General features: G+C 71.4%; 16 protein-coding genes. 12 read left to right on the plus strand and 4 right to left on the minus strand.

Annotation, left to right across the window (positions count from 1 at the left end):
* The first annotated feature begins 140 nt into the window (after positions 1–140).
* Together ACZ4WQ_RS35600 and ACZ4WQ_RS35605 are read left to right on the plus strand one after the other, a co-directional pair.
* Positions 141–1,115 (plus strand): ROK family protein, encoded by a 975-nt coding sequence (locus ACZ4WQ_RS35600; RefSeq protein ID WP_361185172.1) that lies wholly within the window; start codon positions 141–143, stop codon positions 1,113–1,115.
* An 81-nt stretch (positions 1,116–1,196) separates the two neighbouring features.
* Positions 1,197–3,047, plus strand: coding sequence for a serine/threonine-protein kinase (locus tag ACZ4WQ_RS35605; RefSeq protein ID WP_398376408.1), 1,851 nt, complete (start codon positions 1,197–1,199; stop codon positions 3,045–3,047).
* 67 nt (positions 3,048–3,114) lie between these two features.
* On the opposite strand, the gene ACZ4WQ_RS35610 is transcribed toward ACZ4WQ_RS35605, so the two are convergent.
* On the minus strand, positions 3,115–5,160 hold the full coding sequence (locus ACZ4WQ_RS35610; protein ID WP_398376411.1) for an NPCBM/NEW2 domain-containing protein: 2,046 nt from the start codon (positions 5,158–5,160) through the stop codon (positions 3,115–3,117).
* A gap of 210 nt (positions 5,161–5,370) precedes the next feature.
* Here ACZ4WQ_RS35610 and ACZ4WQ_RS35615 point away from each other — a divergent pair, with 210 nt between their 5' ends.
* From ACZ4WQ_RS35615 to ACZ4WQ_RS35630, 4 genes are all read left to right on the plus strand, one after another.
* A complete protein-coding gene (locus ACZ4WQ_RS35615) occupies positions 5,371–6,657 on the plus strand; it encodes an ABC transporter substrate-binding protein (RefSeq protein ID WP_398376413.1) in 1,287 nt (428 codons plus the stop codon).
* Between the two features lie 11 nt (positions 6,658–6,668).
* On the plus strand, positions 6,669–7,583 hold the full coding sequence (locus tag ACZ4WQ_RS35620) for a carbohydrate ABC transporter permease (protein ID WP_311726801.1): 915 nt from the start codon (positions 6,669–6,671) through the stop codon (positions 7,581–7,583).
* Complete coding sequence (locus ACZ4WQ_RS35625; protein WP_385344505.1) at positions 7,580–8,518, plus strand: carbohydrate ABC transporter permease; 939 nt, start codon at positions 7,580–7,582, stop codon at positions 8,516–8,518. Before ACZ4WQ_RS35620 ends, ACZ4WQ_RS35625 begins: the two co-directional genes overlap by 4 nt.
* 170 nt (positions 8,519–8,688) lie before the next feature.
* A complete protein-coding gene (locus ACZ4WQ_RS35630) occupies positions 8,689–9,723 on the plus strand; it encodes an NUDIX hydrolase (protein WP_398376416.1) in 1,035 nt (344 codons plus the stop codon).
* A gap of 280 nt (positions 9,724–10,003) precedes the next feature.
* Here the strand turns inward: ACZ4WQ_RS35630 and ACZ4WQ_RS35635 are convergent, their stop codons facing one another.
* A complete protein-coding gene (locus tag ACZ4WQ_RS35635) occupies positions 10,004–11,422 on the minus strand; it encodes a dipeptidase (protein WP_398376418.1) in 1,419 nt (472 codons plus the stop codon).
* A 179-nt stretch (positions 11,423–11,601) separates the two neighbouring features.
* Here ACZ4WQ_RS35635 and ACZ4WQ_RS35640 point away from each other — a divergent pair, with 179 nt between their 5' ends.
* The gene (locus ACZ4WQ_RS35640; protein WP_311726798.1) at positions 11,602–12,831 is read left to right on the plus strand and encodes a geranylgeranyl reductase family protein; all 1,230 of its coding nucleotides are present in this window, start codon (positions 11,602–11,604) and stop codon (positions 12,829–12,831) included.
* Positions 12,832–12,858: 27 nt separating this feature from the next.
* Here the strand turns inward: ACZ4WQ_RS35640 and ACZ4WQ_RS35645 are convergent, their stop codons facing one another.
* Positions 12,859–13,377, minus strand: coding sequence for a nitroreductase family deazaflavin-dependent oxidoreductase (locus ACZ4WQ_RS35645; protein ID WP_398376420.1), 519 nt, complete (start codon positions 13,375–13,377; stop codon positions 12,859–12,861).
* A 130-nt stretch (positions 13,378–13,507) separates the two neighbouring features.
* Here ACZ4WQ_RS35645 and ACZ4WQ_RS35650 point away from each other — a divergent pair, with 130 nt between their 5' ends.
* Entirely contained in the window at positions 13,508–14,203 is a 696-nt protein-coding gene (locus ACZ4WQ_RS35650; RefSeq protein WP_398376422.1) for a TetR/AcrR family transcriptional regulator, read from the plus strand.
* Here ACZ4WQ_RS35650 and ACZ4WQ_RS35655 read toward each other — a convergent pair.
* A complete protein-coding gene (locus ACZ4WQ_RS35655; RefSeq protein ID WP_398376426.1) occupies positions 14,200–16,341 on the minus strand; it encodes an alpha-galactosidase in 2,142 nt (713 codons plus the stop codon). The genes ACZ4WQ_RS35650 and ACZ4WQ_RS35655 overlap by 4 nt on opposite strands.
* Positions 16,342–16,520: 179 nt before the next feature.
* On the opposite strand from ACZ4WQ_RS35655, the gene ACZ4WQ_RS35660 reads away from it, so the two are divergent.
* The 4 genes from ACZ4WQ_RS35660 to ACZ4WQ_RS35675 are packed head-to-tail and all read left to right on the plus strand — an operon-like array spanning position 16,521 to position 20,895.
* Positions 16,521–17,696: an ROK family transcriptional regulator gene (locus tag ACZ4WQ_RS35660; protein WP_311726794.1), complete on the plus strand. Its 1,176-nt coding sequence runs from the start codon at positions 16,521–16,523 to the stop codon at positions 17,694–17,696.
* 18 nt (positions 17,697–17,714) lie between these two features.
* Positions 17,715–19,028 carry an ABC transporter substrate-binding protein gene (locus ACZ4WQ_RS35665; RefSeq protein WP_398376428.1) on the plus strand — a complete coding sequence of 438 codons (1,314 nt, stop codon included), beginning with the start codon at positions 17,715–17,717 and terminating at the stop codon, positions 19,026–19,028.
* 23 nt (positions 19,029–19,051) lie between these two features.
* Positions 19,052–19,975, plus strand: coding sequence for a carbohydrate ABC transporter permease (locus ACZ4WQ_RS35670; protein WP_311726792.1), 924 nt, complete (start codon positions 19,052–19,054; stop codon positions 19,973–19,975).
* A complete protein-coding gene (locus ACZ4WQ_RS35675; protein WP_311726791.1) occupies positions 19,972–20,895 on the plus strand; it encodes a carbohydrate ABC transporter permease in 924 nt (307 codons plus the stop codon). Before ACZ4WQ_RS35670 ends, ACZ4WQ_RS35675 begins: the two co-directional genes overlap by 4 nt.
* Positions 20,896–20,908: the final 13 nt, after the last annotated feature.

Raw genomic sequence — 20,908 nt, forward strand, 5'->3', positions numbered from 1 at the left:
CATGTCCCGTCGCTGGTCGTCGTGCGGAAGCGGTGTCCGAGCATAGCCCCTGGACAACGTTGTCAGCGGCAGGGAAGACTGTTGCCCCACAGCGTTACCACCAAGAGACCGCCGAGAGACTGCCAGGAGAGACAACTCACATGCCACGTGACCTCATCGCCGCACTGGACATCGGCGGGACCAAGATCGCGGGCGCATTGGTGGACGGCGGCGGCAAGCTGGTCGCGCGGGCCAGGCGCGCCACCCCCGCCCAGGAGTCGGGCGAGACCGTGATGCGCGAGGTCACGGCGGTACTCGACGAGCTGTCGCGCACCGCGCACTGGTCGCGGGTCGCCGCGGTCGGCATCGGCAGCGCGGGCCCGGTGGACGCCTCCGTCGGCACCGTCAGCCCCGTCAACATCCCCGGCTGGCGCGACTTCCCCCTCGTCGCCGGGGTCCGGGAGACGGTCGGCGAACTGCCGCTCACGCTGGTCGGCGACGGGGTGGCCATGACGGCGGCCGAGCACTGGCAGGGCGCGGCGCGCGGCCGTACGGGCGCGCTGTGCATGGTGGTGTCCACGGGCGTCGGCGGCGGGCTGGTGCTGAACGGCCGGCTGCACCCGGGCCCCACGGGGAACGCCGGGCACATCGGTCACATCAGCGTGGACCTCGACGGCGACCCGTGCCCGTGCGGCGCGCGCGGCTGCGTCGAGCGCATCGCCAGCGGCCCCAACATCGCCCGCCGCGCCCTGGAGGGCGGCTGGCGCCCCGGCCCGGACGGCGACACGAGCGCGGCGGCGGTGGCCGCCTCGGCGCGGGCCGGCGACGCCGTCGCGCGCGCCTCCTTCGAGCGCGCCGCGCAGGCGCTGGCCGCGGGGATCGCGGCCACCGCGACCCTGGTCGAGATCGAGGTGGCCGTGGTCGGCGGCGGGGTGGCGGGCGCCGGGGACGTGCTCTTCGCCCCTCTGCGGCGCGCACTGCGCGACTACGCGACCTTGTCGTTCGTCGCCGGTCTGGAGGTCGTCCCCGCGCAGATGGGCACGGACGCCGGACTGGTCGGCGCCGCGGCCGCGGCCGCCCAGCAGGCCGCGTTGGAAGGCTTCGGGCCCATTTCCCATGGCGCGCCCGTGAGTTGAGCGGCACTGTCGGTGCTTGCCCCTAAGCTGTTGCGCGACCACGGCTTGCAAGGGGGACTGAGCACGGTGTCATCGGGGGACATGAGCGGGGACCTGACGGGCCGGGTCCTGGGCGGTCGGTACCGCGTGACCGGCGCGATCGGCCGGGGCGGCATGGGCGTGGTCTGCAAGGCGGTCGACGAGGTGCTGGGCCGGGAGGTCGCGGTCAAGGTGCTGCGCGCCTACACCGACTCGTCCGGGCCCGAACTCGCCGATCTGCGCGTCCGGATGCAGCGGGAGGCCCGCGCCGCGGCGCGGATCCGCCACTCCGGCGTGATCACGGTGCACGACGTGACGGAGGAGGGCGGGCTTCCGGTCATCGTCATGGAGCTGATCGAGGGCCGCTCGCTGGACGACCTGATAGACGAGCGGGGCGTCGTGCAGCCCCTGGAGGCCGCCGCGATCGGCGCGAAGGTGGCGGACGCGCTCGGCGCGGGCCACCTCGCGGGCGTGCTGCACCGGGACGTGAAGCCGGGCAATGTGCTGCTCGACCACGACGGCCGGGTCGTGCTCACCGACTTCGGCATCGCGAGCATGGACGCGCCGGGCGACGACGCGACCACCAAGCTGACCCGCAGCGGCGAGCTGATCGGCTCCCTGGACTATCTCGCGCCGGAGCGCGCCCAGGGCCAGGAGCCCGGCCCGGCCTCGGACGTCTGGGCGCTCGGCATGACGCTGTACGCGGCGGTGGAGGGCTCGTCCCCGTTCCGCCGGACCTCGGTGTGGTCGACGCTGACGGCCATCGTCACCGAACCGCTTCCGGAGCCGCGGCGGGCCGGGCCGCTGACCCCGGTCCTGCACGCGATGATGGACAAGGACCCGGCGGCGCGGCCGACCGCGGCCGAGGCGCGCGTGATGCTGGAGGCGGTGGTGGCCGGGGAGGAGCCGCGGCCCGCCGCGGGCCGGGCGGAGCGCACGCCGACGGAGCCGGATGTGCTGGGCTCCGCGGCGCCGCCGCTCATACGGCCGGGGCCCGGCGGCCCGTCCGGCGGCCCGGGGTCCACCGAGCCGCAGCCCGCCGTCGCGCAGCCTTCCGCCCCGCAGGCTCCCGTTCCGCCGCCGTCCATTCAGCCGTCCTCCCCTCTGCTGCCCTCGGCCCCGCGGGGTTTCGGGCCGCCGGTCCCCGACGAGCCGCTGGTGAGCGGCGGGCGGCCGGGCGGTGGGGCGCCGCCGCGGCCCGGTCGTAAGAAGGCGCTGATCGCGGCCATGGCCGTCGCCGTTCTGCTCGCCGGGGGAGGCGTGACCTACGCGCTCGTCGGCGGTGACGACGACAAGGCCACGACCGCGCGCCAGGAGGAGACCCCGGCGTCCCCCTCCGGCTCAGCGTCACCGGAGGGCGGAAAGACCGCTGACAGGGGCGACAAGGGCGACAAGGGCCGTACGGGCGACAAGGGCGACGAGGGCGACGAGGACGGCAAGGGGGACAAGGGCGACGAGGGCGGGAAGAAGACCGCGGAGCCCACGGGCTCCGGCGCCCCGTCCGCGTCGGGCGAGCCGGACGGCGGCGGCAAGGGCGCGTCCGGCGGCTCCGGCGGAGGGTCGGGCGGTGGCAATCACGGTGGCGGCGGCGGGGTTTCGGGCGGTGGCGGCTCGGCGGACCCCGACCCCGCGCCGGTCTGCCATGCCGCGGGCGGCGGGAAGTACAACTGCCAGGTGTGGCGCGCCTCCACCTCGTACACGGCCAGCGGCCAGCCGGTCGGCACGCTCAACGAGGGCCTGAACTACTTCTACTGCCAGCAGAATCTGGGCCGCCGGGAGACCTACGGCAAGTGGACGAACGTGTGGTGGGCCAAGACGGACGACGACAGCGGCAACACCAACGTGTTCATCAGCGACGTCTACATCAAGGGCGGGGACAACGACCAGCCCCTCCCCGGGCTCCCTGTGTGCTGACGGGCGCGCGGGGAAGGGCCGGCCGGTCCCGGTGCGGCAAGCTCCCGCGGCGGGGCGGCCTCAGGCCTCAGCAGCTGAAGGCCGCGTCCGCCCAGTCGCCGTGGTCGCTGGTGATGCCGTCCCCGGCGTCGGTGGTCACGAGCCGGACCGTGGTGGCGTCGCCGAGGTCGGCCGTGACGGCCGTGGCCGGGTCGGCGTTGGTCAGCGTCCCCGTCGAGGCGACCTTCTCGCCGTCCGCCCAGACCTCGAAGGCGACCGTCCCGGCGGCCTCCTCCTCGTCGTCCACGCCGACCTGGGCCGTGAACCTGGTGCACCGGCCGCCGGTGTAGTACGTCACCTCGCTCGGCGCATGCACCCCCAGGCCCTTGGCGTGGACGGTGCCGCCGATGGTGATCGGATGTCCGTCACCCGCCGCGTTCTCGCCCACGCTGGTGTCCTTCTCCACCGGACCCCAGCCGTTGACCGCGCTCAGCCAGGGCAGATCGCTCGCGTAGGAGGTCCCGGAGGGCGGCGCCACCACCACATGGACCGGCGTCGGCAGCTCCGCCGTGGCCCGGGTGCCCTGCGGGGAGCGATAGGCCGCCGAGACCTTCAGCTCGTAGGCGCCGACCGGGGTGGCGGCGGGGGCGGTGACCCGCCAGCGCGTGGTCAGTTTCCGGCCGGTGGTCAGCGCGTCGGCGTCGGTCGGGGAGGCGGCCTCCACGCGCCAGCCGTCGGGGCCGGTGAGGCGGACCGAGACCCGGCGGGCCGGGGTGCGGCCGAGGCCGGTGACGGTGGTGGTGACCTCGGCGGTGTTTCCGGCCTCGGTCAGCGCGGCCGCGTCGGTGCCCAGTTCCACGGCGGGCGGGTGGGCGGCCCAGCGCCGGTCGGCCGAGACCCGGTACAGCGCGGTGCCATGGGCCGGGACGGTGGCCGCCACCTCACCCGCGGTGTTGTAGCTGCGGTGCTGCCACAGGTCGCGCAGCTGGTACCCGTCGGCCTTCGGCAGGCCGATCGCCTCGGCCGTGGTGGCGATGTGCCGGGGCCGGTCGGTCTCGTTGAAGAGCGCGACCGCCCGGTCCCCGCCCGCGAGCTCCTTGACGATGACCCAACCCCCGCCCCCGGAGGAGAGCACCGCGCCCTGCTTGCCCAGCCGGTCCTGGTCGACGGCGATGACCTCGCGGTTGCCGAGGATCTCGTAGGTCTCGGGGGTGGCCTTGCGCAGGTCGGAGCCGATGAGCAGCGGCGCCGCCATGATCGACCAGAGGGAGAAGTGGCTGCGGTACTCGGTGGGCGTCATGCCGCCGTTGCCGACCTCCAGCATGTCGGGGTCGTTCCAGCGGCCGGGCCCGGCGTACGGGGCGAGCGGGAGGTTCTGCTTGGCGATGGACAGCATGCTGCCCCAGCTGTCGCTGATGTCGCCGGTGGTGCGCCAGAGCTGGCCCATGTCGCCGGCCCACTCCCATGGCTTGTTCTGGCCCCATTCGCAGATGCTGTAGACGATGGGACGGCCGGTCGCGCGGAGCGCGTCGCGCATGGCGAGATAGCGCTGTTTCGCGTCCACGCCTTGGTTATTGCAGTTGTCGTACTTGAGGTAGTCCACGCCCCAGTCGGCGAACTGCTGGGCGTCCGACCGCTCATGGCCCAGCGCGCCCGGGAACCCCGCGCTGTTGCAGGTCTTGGTGCCGGCGCTGGTGTAGATCCCGAACTTCAGCCCCTTGGAGTGCACATAGTCGGCGACGGCCCTGATGCCGTTCGGGAAGCGCACGGGGTCCGGGACCAGCTTGCCGTCCGCGTCGCGCTGGGGCAGCGCCCAGCAGTCGTCGAGATTGACGTACTGGTATCCGGCCTCCTTCAGCCCCTTGGTGACGAAGATGTCGGCGATGTCCTTGACCATCGTCTCGTTGAACTCGGCCCGGCAGTGGGTGGAGTTCCAGTTGTTGAAGCCCATCGGGGGTGTGAGGGCGAGCGGGTCGCCCGGCGCGGACCCGGCCGTCGGCGTGTCCGCCACGGCCCCGGCGGGCTGGGCGGCGGCCGGGACGGTCAGCCCGGCCGCCCCGGTGGCTCCGAGCAGTGCGGCGGCCACTCCTCCGATGATTCTTCGGCGGATGACAGGGGAAAAGAGATGGCGCATGATGCGGTTCCTCCGTTCTCGACGGGGTGACGCTGCGTCAAATCACGTAACTCGCGGTCGTTTACGGTAGACCGTGTTGGAGTCTGTTGGAAGAGAACCGATAACGGTTGTTCGATATCTCGTCATAACTCTTGACTGAGCCCCGCCCGACGGGTGAGATCCACTCACTCGCGTTCGGTTGTGTTTGATTGAACCTCCTTGGAGGGGCACATGGCACAGTCATCGTCAGAACATCGGATCTCCCGTCGCTCTCTGCTCCGGGGCACCATGGTCGGAGCCGGCGCGATCACCCTCCCGACACTGCTCACCGCCTGCGGCGGCGGCCCCGGCAACGAGGTGAAGATCGGTTCCAACGCCTCGGACGCCGTGCCGCGCAAGGCGTTCGACGAGGTGTTCAAGGCCTACGAGAAGAAGTCGGACAAGAAGGTCAAGGTCAACACCGTCAACCACGAGTCCTTCCAGGAGAACATCAACCGGTATCTGAAGGGCACCCCGGACGATGTCTTCATGTGGTTCGCGGGCTATCGCATGCAGTTCTTCGCCCAGCAGGGGCTGCTCGGCGAGATCAGCGACCTCTGGAAGGGCTTCGACGGGTTCTCCGACGCGCTCAAGCAGCAGTCCACCGGCAAGGACGGCAAGCAGTACTTCGTGCCGTACTACTACTACCCCTGGGCGGTCTTCTACCGGAAGAGCGTTTTCCAGCAGCATGGCTACGAGGTCCCCAAGACCTTCGACGAGTACCGCGCGCTCGCCAAGCGGATGGACAAGGACGGCCTGGACGCGATCGCCTTCGGCGACAAGGACGGCTGGCCCGCCATGGGCACCTTCGACTACCTCAATATGCGGGCCAACGGCTACGACTTCCACATCTCCCTGATGGGCGGCAAGGAATCCTGGACCGATCCCAGGGTGAAGCACGTCTTCGACCTGTGGCGCGGTCTGATGCCGTACCACCAGAAGGGGGCCAACGGGCGCACCTGGCAGGAGGCCGCGCAGAGCCTGGCGCAGAAGAAGTCGGGCATGGCCGTCTTCGGCCTTCCGCACCCCGGCCAGCAGTTCCCCGAGGCCGACCGGGACGACCTCGACTTCTTCGCCTTCCCCGAGATCGACTCCGCCTACGGCCAGGACGCGGTCGAGGCGCCGATCGACGGCTTCCTGCTGTCCAAGAAGTCCAAGCGGCAGAAGGAGGGCAAGGAGCTGCTGAAGTACCTCGCCACCCCCGCCGCCGAGGAGATCTATCTCAAGCGGGACCCCAACAACATCGCGGTCAACGACGGCGCGTCCACTTCCTCGTACAACGCGCTCCAGAAGAAGGCCGTGCAGATGGTGGCCGGCGCCAAGCAGATCTCGCAGTTCATGGACCGCGACACCCGCCCCGACTTCGCGTCCCAGGTGATGATCCGGGCCATCCAGCAGTTCATCAACAACCCGGACGACATCGACTCCCTGACGAAGAGCATCGAGTCCCAGAAGAAGACCATCTTCACCAGCGACTAGGAGACCCCGCCGTGCCGTTCACCAGCGCGCGGCGTGCCAGGCGGCGGGGCCCGCGGAAGTTCACCACCCGCGACCTCGCCGTCATCGGCGTGCTGCTGGGCATACCCGTACTGCTCGACCTCACCCTCGTCTGGGGCCCGACCCTCGCCTCCATCGGACTGTCCTTCACCAGCTGGGACGGGATCGGCGACCTCCGCTGGGTCGGCGTCGACAACTACCGCACTCTGTTCACCGACTATCCGCCCTTCTGGCCGGCGGCCCGCAACAACCTGCTGTGGCTGGCCGTTCTGGGCTTCGTCGCGACCCCCTTCGGGCTGCTGCTGGCCGTACTCCTCGACCGGGGCGTCCGGTTCAGCCGCTTCTACCAGTCCACCCTCTACATGCCGGTGGTGCTGTCGCTGGCCATCGTCGGCTTCATCGCCCAGCTGGTCTTCTCCCGCGACCAAGGGGTGCTCAACGCCATCCTCGGCAACGGCGACGACCCGGTGGACTGGCTCGGCGACCCCGACCTCAACATCTGGGTGGTGCTGCTGGCCGCCGCCTGGCGGCACACCGGGTATGTGATGATCCTCTACCTGGCGGGGCTGAAGTCCGTGGACTCCTCGCTCAAGGAGGCCGCGGCCCTCGACGGGGCCAACGAGCGGCAGACCTTCTTCCGGGTCGTGCTGCCCACGCTGCGGCCGGTCAACGTCATCGTCGGCGTCATCACGGTCATCGAGGCGCTGCGCGCCTTCGACATCGTCTACGCCATCAACCACGGCCGCAACGGCCTCGAACTGCTCTCCGTGCTCGTCACGGACAACATCATCGGCGAGGCCAGCCGCATCGGCTTCGGGTCCGCGATCGCCGTCGTCCTGCTCGCCGTGTCCCTGGGATTCATCGTGACCTACCTGGTCCAGGAGTTGCGAGGGGAGAGAAAACGATGAGCAAGGGGATGACCACGGGCACCCGGACCGCACCCGCGCGGAACCCCGTCCCGGCGACGCCCGAGCGGGGCGCGCGCCGCCGGACGCGCCCCGCTCGCCTCGGGCTGCACGCCTTCCTGATGACCGTCTCGCTCGCCTTCCTGGCCCCGCTGCTGCTGGCCGTCTACGCCTCGCTGCGCCCCTACGAGGAGACCTCCGAGTACGGCTATTTCTCGCTGCCCCGCCATCTGTCGTTCGACTACTACAAGCAGGCCTTCACCGACTCGGGGATGAGCAAGTACTTTGTCAACTCGCTCATCATCGCGGTGCCCGGGGTGCTGCTGACGCTGTTCTTCGCCTCCTTTGTCGCCTTCGCCGTCTCCCGGCTGAAGATGCGCGGCGGGCTGGTCCTGCTGATGGTGTTCACGGCCGGGAACCTGCTGCCGCAGCAGGTGATCGTCACCCCGCTGTATGTGCTCTTCACCAAGATCGACCTGCCGTACCGGATGTCGGACTCGATGACGCTGTACGACTCCTACTGGGCGGTGATCGCCGTCCAGATCGCCTTTCAGGTCGGCTTCTGCGTCTTCGTCCTGGCAAACTTCATGCGCACCCTGCCGCTGGAGATTCTGGAGGCGGCGGTGGTGGACGGCGCCGGGGTGTGGACCCAGTACTGGCGGATCACCCTGCCGCTGTGCCGCCCGGCGCTGGCGGCGCTCGGCACGCTCCAGTTCACCTGGATGTACAACGACTTCCTGTGGGGCCTCGTCTTCATCTCGGACGGTGACAAGCTTCCCGTCACTTCCGCGCTCAACAATCTGCGCGGGCAGTTTTTCACGGACTACAACCTGCTCGCTGCGGGCTCGGTCATCGTGGCACTGCCCACCGTGCTGGTCTTTCTGCTCCTCCAGCGCCACTTCATCGCGGGTCTCACGCTCGGCGCGAGCAAGGGCTGAAGGTCATCCAATGAGGGCCCAATGAGGGCCCGCTGAGGGCTTGCGCCACGGTCCGCGGAACCCGCGCCGCCGCCCCGGCGGCGGCGCGATCCGGAGCTCCCCGGCCCCCGCGCGTTTTCGCGACTGGGTGATGCGGGCAACTGACAGGGGGCGATGGAATAGGGGGAAATGTGATCGTCTGGCTGAACGGTGCGTTCGGCGCGGGTAAGACCACCGTGGCCCGCGAGTTGGTGGACTTCTTGCCCGGCAGCACGTTCTACGATCCGGCGCTGGTCGGCGACGGCCTGCGGATGATGCTGCCGCGCAAGCGCCTCGATGAGGTGTCCGACTATCAGGACCTGCCGTCCTGGCGGCGGCTGGTCGTGGATACCGGCGCGGCGCTGATCGCCGAGACCGGTGGCCCGCTCGTGGTGCCGATGACAGTCCTGAGACAGGAGTACCGCGATGAGATCTTCGGCGGCTTCGCGGCTCGTCGCATCCCCGTACGGCATGTGCTGCTGCACACCGACGAAACGATACTGCGCGAACGAATAGCGGAGCGCGAGGCCGTCCCTGGCGACGCGGACGCCATCGAGTCCGTCCGCCGCTGGTGCCTGGACCACCTCGCGCCCTACCGCTCGGCCCTGACCTGGCTCGTCGACGACGCGTATGTCGTGGACACCACCGGGCTCACTCCTTGGCGGACCGCCGAGCACATCGCCGACGCCGTCCGCGAGGGCGCCGGCGGCTGCGACATCGTGCAGACCCCGGAGCCCAGGGCCGAGACCGTGGCGGCCGGGGTCCTGCTGTTCGACGAGGACGACCGGGTGCTGCTCGTCGACCCCACGTACAAGCCCGGCTGGGAGTTCCCCGGCGGGGTCGTGGAGTCCGGCGAGCCGCCCACCCACGCCGGCGTCCGGGAAGTGGTCGAGGAGCTCGGCCTGCGGCCGACCGAGCCGCTGCGGCTGCTGGTCATCGACTGGGAACAGCCCTGTCCACCCGGCTACGGCGGCCTGCGGCTGCTCTTCGACGGCGGGCGGCTGACCACCGAGGCGGCCCGGGACGTACTGCTCCCGGCCTCCGAACTGCGCGGCTGGCGCTTCGTCACGGAGGACGAGGCGGCGGAGCTGTTGCCTCCGGTACGGCTCAGCCGACTGCGGTGGGCCCTGCGGGCGCGCGAGCAGGGGCGCCCTCTGTATCTGGAGGCGGGCACCCCGGCGGGCTGAGCGCCCGGGCACGGGCGCGGCGCCCAGCTCAGTGGCACCGTGCCCGGTTCCGGCCCGGCGCCGGGCCGTGGCCGACCGCGGCAGGGGCCGGGCGCGGGCGTCGGCACGCCGGGCCGGGCGGGCACGACTCAGTCGCGTGACCCGGCCTGGCCCGGCCCGGTCTGTCGGCGCCGGCGGGCGCGCCCCGCCGCGCGGGGCCGTGACGTCGGCTCAGGAGACGCCCGACTCGGGGTGCCACGGGAGCGCCGGGGCTACCGCGTCGTGCCGCGGCGCGGTCTCGTCAAGCCCCGGCAGCCTCTGCCGCGTACGCCCGCAGGAACAGCGTCTCCGCGAGCGAGAGCCGCTCCAACTCCTCCGGCGAGACGCTCTCGTTGACGGCGTGGATCTGCGCGTCCGGCTCGCTCAGCCCGATCAGCAGGATCTCCGCCTCCGGGTACAGCGCGGCGAGCGTGTTGCACAGCGGAATCGAGCCGCCCGCGCCCGCGATCGCCATCTCCTGCCCGTCGTACGCCTCGCCCAGAGCGCGCCGCATCGCCGCGTACGCCGGGCTCGAGGTGTCCGCGCGGAACGGCTGGCCCTGGCCGACCTGCTCGACGGAGACCCGCGCGCCCCAAGGCGCGGCGGCCTCCAGATGGGCGGTCAGCAGCTCGGTCGCCCGGCCCGCGTCCACGCCGGGCGGCACCCGCAGGCTCACCGCCGCCCGCGCGCTCGCCTGCACCGACGGGGTGGCGCCGACGACCGGAGGGGAGTCGATGCCCAGGACGGTGACCGCGGGGCGGGCCCAGATGCGGTCGGCGACCGTGCCGGTGCCGATCAGCTCGACCCCGTCCAGCACCTTGGCGTCCCTGCGGAAGTCCTCTTCCGGGTACTGGAGTCCGTCCCAGGTCTCGTCCGCCGCCAGGCCGGCCACGGTCGTGGTGCCGTCCTCGGCCCGCAGCGAGTTCAGGATGCGGATCAGCGCGGCGAGCGCGTCGGGGGCGGCGCCGCCGAACTGGCCGGAGTGCAGATTGCCCTCCAGGGTGTCCACCTGGATCCGCAGCAGCGTCATGCCGCGCAGCGTGGCGGTGACCGTCGGCAGCCCGACGCGGAAGTTGCCGGTGTCGCCGATGACGATCGCGTCGGCGGCCAGCAGCTCGGGGTGCGCCTCCGCGTACCGCTCCAGGCCGCCGGTGCCCTGTTCCTCCGAGCCCTCCACGATGACCTTCACGTTCACCGGGACCCCGCCGTGCTGCTTGAGCGCGCGCAGCGCGGTGAGGTGCATGATCAAGCCACCTTTGCAGTCGGCGGCGCCGCGCCCGTACCAGCGCCCGTCGCGCTCGGTCAGTTCGAAGGGTGGCGAGATCCACGCGGCCTCGTCCAGCGGCGGCTGGACGTCGTAGTGCGCGTAGAGGAGCACCGTCGGGGCCCCGGCCGGGCCGGGCAGCAGACCGTAGACGGACTGGGTGCCGTCGGGCGTGTCCAGCAGCGCCACATCCGTGAAGCCCTCGGCGCGCAGCGCGTCGGCGACCCACGCCGCGGCGGCCTCGCACTCGCTCCTGGGGAACTGCGCGGGGTCCGCGACCGACTTGAAGGCCACGAGCTCGGCCAGTTCTGTCCTGGCGCGGGGTTGTAGCGCGGCGACGGTGGCGGCGAGGGCCCGGCGGTCGGCCGGGGCGGTGGCCGCCGGGCCTTCGGACCGGGCGTGAGGTGCCTGCTCCATGTGAGGACGCTCCTGTGGGATGCGCGCGATGGCACGAATGTACGACTGTACGGCTTGATGATGTGCTGCCGATCATCCCACAGCGGGGTCACTCCCAGGTGAGCCGTAGGATGCGACGGTGGCCCGCGGCAGTGGCGGCGCAGGGCGATCAGGTCGGTCGAGTGGGAGCGGAAGCACACGTGAGCAGCGACAACGCGGCCCGGAACGGGGCCTCCCCGGCAGAGCCAGCGGACGAGTCGGTTTGGGACGTCGTCGTGGTGGGGGCGGGTCCGGCGGGTGCCTCCGCCGCCTATGCCGCCGCTTGCGCGGGCCGTCGGGTGCTGTTGCTGGAGAAGGCCGAGCTGCCGCGCTACAAGACCTGCGGCGGGGGCATCATCGGACCCACGCGCGATGCGCTGCCGCCCGGCTTCGAGCTGCCGCTGCGCGAGCGCGTGCATGCCGTGACGTTTTCGCTGAACGGCAGGCTGACCCGCACCCGCCGCTCCAAGCAGGCCCTGTTCGGCCTGATCAACCGGCCCGAGTTCGACGCCGGTCTGGTCGAGGCCGCCAAGGACGCGGGCGCCCGGGTGCGCACCGGCACCGCGGTGGCGCGGGTCGAGCAGCACGGCCCGTCCGTGCCCGACCGGCGCACCGTGGCCGTGGTGCTCGCGGACGGCGAGACCGTGCTGGCCCGGGCCGTGGTCGGCGCGGACGGCAGCGCCAGCCGGATAGGCGCCCATGTCGGGGTCAAGCTCGACCAGGTCGACCTCGGTCTCGAGGCGGAGATCCCGGTGCCGCCGACCGTGGCCGAGGACTGGTCGGGCCGGGTGCTCATCGACTGGGGGCCGCTGCCGGGCAGTTACGGCTGGGTCTTCCCCAAGGGCGACACCCTGACGGTGGGGGTGATCTCGGCCCGTGGTGAGGGCGCCGGGACGAAGCGCTATCTCGAGGACTTCATCGCCCGGCTCGGGCTCGCCGGGTTCGAGCCGAGCGTCTCCTCGGGGCATCTGACCCGCTGCCGCTCCGACGACTCGCCGCTCTCCCGCGGCCGGGTGCTGGTGTGCGGGGACGCGGCGGGGCTGCTGGAGCCGTGGACCCGCGAGGGCATCTCCTTCGCGCTGCGCTCGGGGCGGCTCGCGGGGGAGTGGGCGGTGCGGATCGCCGAGGCGCACGACGCGGTCGACGCCCGCCGTCAGGCGCTGAACTACGCCTTCGCGATCAAGGCGGGCCTCGGCGTGGAGATGGGGGTCGGGCGGCGGCTGTACACGGTGTTCGCGCGCCGCCCCGGGATGTTCCACGCGGCGCTCACCGGCTTCCGGCCGGCCTGGCGGGCGTTCACGAAGATCACCCGCGGGACGACCACGCTGGCCGAGATCGTTCGCAGCCATCCGGCGGCGCGGCGGGCGCTGACCGCGTTCGACCGCGGATAGCGCCGCGGCGGACCCGCCGCCGGAGGCTCATGCCCCGGCGGCCGGGGCCCCGGCGGCGGTGACGGCGCTGTCTGTGGCGGCGCCGTCCGTGTTGGCGCCGTCCGTGACGGTGACGCGGAAGACCGGGTGCAGCGGGGAGATCCGCGCCAGCTCGTCGTCCGAGGACTTCGCGGTCACCCCGTCGAAGAAGCTCTTCACCTCCCAGCCCCAGCGGTCGAGGTAGGCGCGCAGCGCCTCGGTCTTCTCCGCGCCCTCCGGCAGCTCGGTGGCGGTGAAGGCGTGAGTGCGGCGCCCGAGCCGCAGCCGGCCGCCGCCCGCCGCACGTATGTTGCGCACCCACTGGGAGGCGCCGCGCGGTGAGACCAGGTAGCGCTCGCCGTCGAGCGACAGCGGATTGACCGGCACACGCCGCCACTCGCCGGACTTCCGGCCGACGACGGACAGCTCGGCGGTGCCGAAGAAGCTCACTCCGCGCCGGGCGAGCCAGGCGATGGTGGCGTTCATGGCGCCGTCGAACCGGCTGGGCTTGATGTGGTGCTCCGGCATGGTGTCCTCCCGTGTTCTCGCGTGAGAGCACTGCTCTCGCTTGAGATCAGTGTGCACGAACCGGTGCGCTGCTGCAAGAGCACTGCTCTCGTTATTGGCCGGTGCTCCATCCGGTGAGACACTGGCTCCCATGAGCGCGATCCGAGGGGCCAGGGAACGGGCCCGTACCGAAGTCACCGCCGCCATCAAGGAAGAGGCGCGCCGCCAGCTGGCCCGGGAGGGCGCGGCCAAGCTGTCGCTGCGCGCCGTCGCCCGCGAGCTCGGCATGGTCTCGTCCGCCCTCTACCGCTACTTCCCGAGCCGCGACGACCTGCTGACCGCCCTCATCGTGGACGCGTACGACACCCTCGGCGCGGCCGCCGAGCAGGCCCTCGCGAAGGCGGACGCCCAGGAGCCCATCGAGCGGTGGGGCGCGGTGTGCCGGGCCGTACGGGAGTGGGCGCTGGCCCATCCGCACGAGTACGCCCTCATCTACGGCTCCCCGGTGCCCGGCTACTCCGCGCCCCAGACCACGGTCGTGCCCGCCTCCCGCGTGGGCCTGGCCCTGCTCGCCATCGTGGGCGAGGCCCACGCCGCGGGTGCTCTGCGCGTCCCCGGGGAGGCCGAGGTGCCCGAGGCGGTGCGGGCCGACGCCCGGGCCCTGGCCCGGACTCTGGGAACCGACCTGCCCGACACGGCACTCGCGGGGTTCATCGCGGCCTGGGCGCAGTTGTTCGGCCTGGTCAGCTTTGAGCTCTTCGGCCAGTTCAACGGCATCGTCGAGGCGCGCGACGAGTTCTTCACACGGTCCGCCGCCGCCCTCGGCCAGGCCGTAGGCCTGCCCTAGAGGCCAGTCGCCTCGTCCGGCACCCGCACCAGATGCAGTGCCGTGCTCGCCCAGCCGCCCGACGGCAGATGGAGGTCGAGGCCGTACCGCGTCAGCACGGTCGCGTGGTGGACCGTGCCGGTCACGGTGTCGCGGTAGCGGGCGCCGGGCACCAGGTCGCGGAGGAGGACGGGGAGGCGAGGGGTGCCGTACCGCGGGCTGCGCCGGTAGCCGAGCAGCAGCAGCTCCGAAGCGTCGTCGGCGAGGTACTGCACGGCCGTGGGCCCTTCGCCGAGCGGCTCGGTGAGCCGGTACTGGCGGCCCCGCTGGACGAGGTGGCGGACCTTCTTGTAGGCCGCCACCAGCTCGGCCGACTCGGCGAGTTCCTCCTCCGACCAGCGGGTCAGGTCGCCGCCGATGCCGAGCAGGCCGGCCATGGCGACGTGGAAGCGGAAGCGCAGCGGCACCGAGTGGCCGGTGAGCTGGTTGGGCACGTCGGTCACCCACGCGGACATCACCCGCGCCGGGTAGACCTGGCTGAACCCGTGCTGGATGACCAGGCGGTCCACCGCGTCGGTGTTGTCGGACACCCACGCCTGGTCGGTGCGGGCGAGGATGCCCAGGTCGACGCGTCCCCCGCCACCGCTACAGGTCTCGATGCGCAGGTGCGGGTGGGCGGCGCGGAGCCGGTCGAGGACGCCGTAGAGGTTGGTGACGTACCGGGTCCACAGCCGGTCGTTGCCGTCGCGGCGGCCGGGCCAGCCCGCCTCGCCGAAGGCGCGATTCATGTCCCACTTGAGGAAGTCGACGCCGTGGTCGGCGACGAGCCGGGTCAGCCAGTCGTGCGCCCAGTCGGCGACGTCGTCGCGGGCGAAGTTGAGCACGAGCTGGTTGCGCAGCTCGGTGCGCTCGCGGCCCGGCACATGCAGCACCCAGTCCGGGTGCGCGCGGTACAGGTCGCTGTCGGGGTTGACCATCTCCGGCTCGACCCAGACGCCGAACCGCATGCCGAGGTCGTGCACCGCCTGTGCGAGCGGGCCGAGGCCGGCCGGGAACCGGTCGGGCGCCGGGGACCAGTCGCCGAGGCCCGCCCGGTCGCTGCGGCGGGCGCCGAACCAGCCGTCGTCCACGACGTACAGCTCGACACCGATCCGCGCGGCGCGCTCGGCCAGCGCCTTCTGGCCGGCCTCGTCGACGTCGAAGCCGGTGGCCTCCCAGGAGTTGTACAGCACGGGGGCCGGTTCGGCGGGGTGCGGCAGGACATGGGTCCGGATGTAGGCGTGCCAGGCGCGGCTCGTCGCTCCGAAGCCGCCCTCGCCGTAGAGGCCGGCGAAGACGGGGGTGGTGAACTCCTCCCCCGGCGCGAGCGGCACGCACGTCCCGTCGTGACCGACGCCGCCCGTGAGGCCGGTACGGCCGTCCGGGGTGCGCTGCGCGGTGACGCGCCAGCTGCCGCTCCAGGCGAGGACGGCGCTCCACACCGGGCCGTGGTCCTCGGTGGCCGTCCCGCCGTCGAGCATGATCCAGGGGTTGGTGTGGTGGCTGGTGATGCCGCGCCGGCTGGTCAGCACGGTCTCGCCGAACGGCAGCGGCTCGCGGCGCAGTTGGGTCTCGGCCGACCACTGGCCGGTGACGTGGCTCAGCCGGTAGCCGGGCAGGGGCGGCAAGGTCCAGGCGGCGGAGTCGGCCCGCAGCAGCTCCAGGGGTTCGTGCCCGGTGTTGTGCAGCACGGTCCAGCGTTCGATCACGTCGGTGTCGTCGCGGACCCGGTAGTGCAGCGCGACCCGCAGCGGACCGTGCCGGTCGCGGAACTCCAGCACGAGTTCGGCGCTGCCGGGCACGTCGGTCAGGACGTGGTGTCCCGTGGGCTGCCATTCGAAACCGCGGGTGCCGTCGGGGTGGCGTACCTGGAGCGACGGTGGGCCGTAGCGGGTGCCGCCGTCGACCGGCAGCTCCTCGCCCACCGGGGGCCGGCCCTCGAAGCTGCTCGGCGGGTCCCCGGTGGGCACGGCCAGCGTGTCCGCCTCCGTCGTGGTCAGCCGGGGTCCCCAGGCGAGGTGGCAGGGCGCGCCGCTGTCGTCGATCCGCAGTGCGTAGGACGTGCGCGGGGTGGTCAGCAGCCAGACGCCGGTGTCCGGGGAGCGGTGGATGAGCGGCATGGAACCTCACGATCAGAGGGTCAGCAAATGCTCAGCAGAGCCAAGCGCTTCCTTCAATAGGGTGTCAACCCACTCGTGATCACCAGACTTTCGAAGGCGCCACCTGCCAAGTGTCGGTCGCCGAAGGAGTTCTGTTTCTTTTATTGACAGCAGAAATTATGGGTCATAGGTTCCCGGCCATGTCGTCGACCTCCCGTGTCGAGGCGTTCCCGGTCAACACGCCGGCCGCCTCCCAGACCTTCACCACGGTCCTGTCCCATGGCCCCCTCACCCGGCTGGAGGTGGCCCGGCGGGCCGGGCTCTCCCCGGCCGCCGTGACCAAGGCCGTCCGCCCGCTGCTGGAGGCCGGCTATCTGCTGGAGGACGCCAACGACGAGGCGCGCCCGGCGCTCGGCCGCCCGGCGAACCTCGTGCGGGTCGACGGCGGGCGGGCCCTGTTCATCGGTCTGAAGGTGACCGGCGACGAGATCATCGGGGTGCTCGCCGACCTGTGCTGCCGCATCCGCGTCGCCCGCCGCGTCCCGCTGCGCGGCCGGGAGCCGGGGCAGGTGCTGGCCGTGGCGGCGGAGCTGGTGCAGGAGCTGCTGACCGAGGCCGACGGTTTCGGGGTGCGGGTCCTGGGGCTCGGCATCGCCGTCTCCGGCGACGTGGACCGGGCCGAGGGGACCGTGCGCTACTCGCCGTTCCTGGAGTGGCGCGACCTGCGGCTGGCCGAACTCGCCGAAATGACCTGTGGGCTGCCGACCACCGTGGACAACGACGTACGCGCCCTCACCGTGGCCGAGCAGTGGTTCGGCGAGGGCGTGGGGCTGTCCGACTTCGCCGTCGTCACCGTCGGCGCCGGCATCGGCTGCGGTCTGGTGGTGCACGGCCGTGTCGTCGCCGGCGCCCACGGCGTCGCGGGCGAGATCGGCCACGTCACGGTGGACCCGGCCGGCCCGCCCTGCCGCTGCGGCAACCGCGGCTGTGTGGAGGCGATCGCGGCGGACTCGGCGATCGTCGCCCAGGTCTGTGAGGTGACCGGCCTCAAGGTCGCCGACATCGCCGAAGCCATCGAACTGGCCCACCGGGGTGACGCCGGCGCCCGCGCCGTCTACGCGAAGGCGGGAGAGGCGATCGGCCGGGGCATCGCCACGGTGGCCAACCTGCTCGGCCCCGAACGCGTGATCATCTCCGGCGAGGGGCTGGCCGCCTACGACCTGTTCGCCGAGCAGATCCGCGAAGCCTTCACCGCGGCGGCCTTCGGCTCCGCCGCCCGGTGCGACGTCCGCACCCGCCCGCTGCCCTTCGAGGAGTGGGCACGCGGCGCTGCCGCCACCGCGATCCAGTCCTTCATCACAGCAGACCCGAACTGACACGCACGAGGAGCAACAATGACGCAGCAGAGCCGCACTCCCCTGGCTGCGCGTGGTCCCGGCCGCCGCAGAGTCGTCGGCAGCATGCTCGGCGTCGGGGCGGCCGCCCTGGCGGCACCGGTCCTCACCGCCTGCGGTGGAGGGGCCGGGGCCGACCCCAAGACGGTCACCTTCGGCTCCAACGGCGCCGACGCCACGCCCAAGTCCGCCTATGCGGCGCTGACCTCGGCTTTCACCAAGGACTCCGGCCTGAAGGTGAAGACGAACTCCGTCGACCACGACACCTTCCAGAAGAGCATCACCAGCTACCTCCAGGGCACCCCGGACGACGTCTTCACCTGGTTCGCCGGCTACCGCATGCAGCACTTCGCCAAGAAAAAGCTGTGCAGCCCGATCGACGACGTCTGGGAGACGATCGGCGGCGGCTTCAGCGAGGCGACCAAGCAGCTGTGCCGCGGCGAGGACGGCAAGTACTACTTCGTGCCGCTGTACAACTACCCGTGGGCCGTGTTCTACCGCCGCAGCCTCTTCGAGGAGCGCGGATACCAGGTCCCGCGCACGTGGGACGAGTTCATCGCCCTGGCCAAGCGGATGAAGCGGGACGGCCTGTCCCCGATCGCCTCCGGCTACGGCGGCGGCGACAGCTGGTCCGTCCTCGGCGCCTTCGACTACCTGAACCTGCGCGCCAACGGCTACGACTTCCACATGCAGCTGATGCGCGGCCAGGTCTCCTGGACCGACAAGCGCACCGCCCGCATCCTCGACCTCTGGCGCGAGCTGACCCCCTACTACCAGAGCAGTGCCGGCGGCCGGTCCTGGCAGGACGCGGCACAGTCCCTGCTCGACAAGAAGTCCGGCATGGCCGTCATCGGTCTGTTCGTCGGCCAGCAGATCACCGACCAGAAGATACGCGGCGACATCGACTTCTTCCCCTTCCCCGAGATCGACGCCGCGCACGGCCAGGACGCCGTCGAGGCGCCCACCGACGGGTTCATGCTCAGCCGCCGGCCCAAGAACGCGGACGGCGCGCGGAAGTTCCTGGAGTTCCTGGGCAGTGCCCGGGCCGAGCAGCAGTACATGGACGTCGACCCGAGCAACCTCGCGGTCAACGAGAAGGCGGACACGTCCTCGTACAACGCGCTCCAGAAGAAGTCCGCCCAGCTCATCGGCTCGGCCCGGCACATCAGCCAGTTCGCCGACCGCGACAGCGACCCCGGGTTCGTCTCCACCGTCCTGCTGCCCGGACTGATCCAGTGGCTCGGCCACCCCGACGACGGCGCCGACACGCTGAAGAAGATCGAGTCGCAGCGCGCGCGTTTCTTCACGGTCTGACCAGGACCGGAAAGGCCCCCACTGTGTCCTCTCCGCCCTCCGCCCCGCACCGGCCCGGCCGCCTGAGCACCGGTGACCGCCTGTTTCTGACCGCGGTCATCGGCATCCCGGTCCTCGCCCTGCTGGTCTTCGTCTGGCTCCCCGCGCTCGCCTCGGTGGCGCTGTCCTTCACCAGCTGGGACGGCATCGACCTCGGTGACATCCGCTGGACCGGGTTCGACAACTACCACCAGATCTTCACCAACTACCCGCCGTTCTGGCCGGCCGTGCGGCACAACGTGATCTGGCTGCTGTTCACCGCGCTGCTGCCGACCCCGTTCGGCATCTTCCTCGCCTACCAGCTCGACAAGAAGATCCGCTTCACCAGGATCTACCAGACCGCGATCTTCCTGCCGATGGTGCTGTCCCTGGCCGTCGTGGGGTTCATCTGGGAGATCATCTACAACCCCGACACCGGACTGCTGAACAGCGCCCTCGGGGCGGCCGGCGCCGGTCACCACATCGACTGGCTCGGCGACCCCGACCTGAACCTGTGGGCCGTCCTGGTCGCCTCCGGCTGGCGGCACACCGGCTACATCATGATCCTCTACCTGGCCGGCCTGAAGAGCTTCGACCCGGCGCTGAAGGAGGCCGCGGCGCTGGACGGGGCCAACGGCCGCCAGACCTTCCTGCGCGTCATCTTCCCGGCGCTGAAACCGGTCAACATCATCATCCTGGTCGTGACGGTGATCGAGTCGCTGCGCGCCTTCGACATCGTCTACGTCCTCGGCGGCGGCGTCGGCAGCAAACCGGGCATGGAACTGCTGTCCCTGCTGATCACGGACAACATCATCGGCGAGTCGGGCCAGGTCGGTTACGGGTCCGCGCTCGCGGTCGTCCTCCTGCTGGTCTCCCTGGCCGCGATCGGCACGTTCCTCGTCCAGACCTTCCGCAAGGAGGACCGGTGACCACCACCGCGGAGCGACGCTCCACCCGGGCGCCGGCGGCCCGCCGCCCCGGACCGGCGGGGCCGACGCGCCCCCGCCGCGACACCGGCCGCCACCTGCTGCTCGCGGGTGTCTCGCTGCTGTGGCTGATCCCGCTGCTCTGGGCCGTCTACACGTCCTTCAGGTCGTACGGCGACACCGCCCGCCACGGCTACTTCTCCTGGCCGCACGGCGTCAGCCTGGAGAACTACGCCGACGCCTGGACCCAGTCCGGCATGCCGCACTTCCTCCTCAACTCGCTCCTCATCACCGTCCCTTCGGTGCTGGGCACCCTGCTGTTCTCCGCGGCCGTCGCCTTCTTCGTCTCCCGTTTCGGCTTCCGCTTCAACCTGGCGCTGCTGATGCTGTTCACCGCGGGCAACCTGCTGCCCGCCCAGGTGCTCATCACCCCGCTGTACCGGCTGTACCTGCTGATCCCGCTGCCCCCGTGGATGAGCGACTCCCTGCTGCTGTACAACTCGGCCTGGGGCGTCATCGCCATCCACATCGCCTACCAGTGCGGCTTCTGCACGTTCGTCCTCAGCAACTACATGAAGACGATCCCCAAGGAGATCTCCGAGGCCGCCGTCGTCGACGGCGCGCAGGTGTGGCGCCAGTTCTTCCAGGTCATCCTGCCGCTGTGCCGCCCGGCCTTCGCCGCGCTGGCGACGCTGGAGTCGATCTGGATCTACAACGACTTCTTCTGGCCGCTCACCCTCATCGAGACCGGCGACAAGCGGCCCATCACCTCGGCGCTGGCCAACCTCCAGGGCCAGTACTTCACCAACCCGAACCTGATCGCGGCCGGCGCCCTGCTGACCGCGATCCCCACCCTGCTGGTCTACTTCGCGCTCCAGCGCCAGTTCATCAGCGGCCTCACCATCGGCTCGGGCAAGGGCTGAGCCGCCCCGCGCA

The sequence above is a fragment of the Streptomyces sp. NPDC028305 genome, from assembly GCF_055569495.1.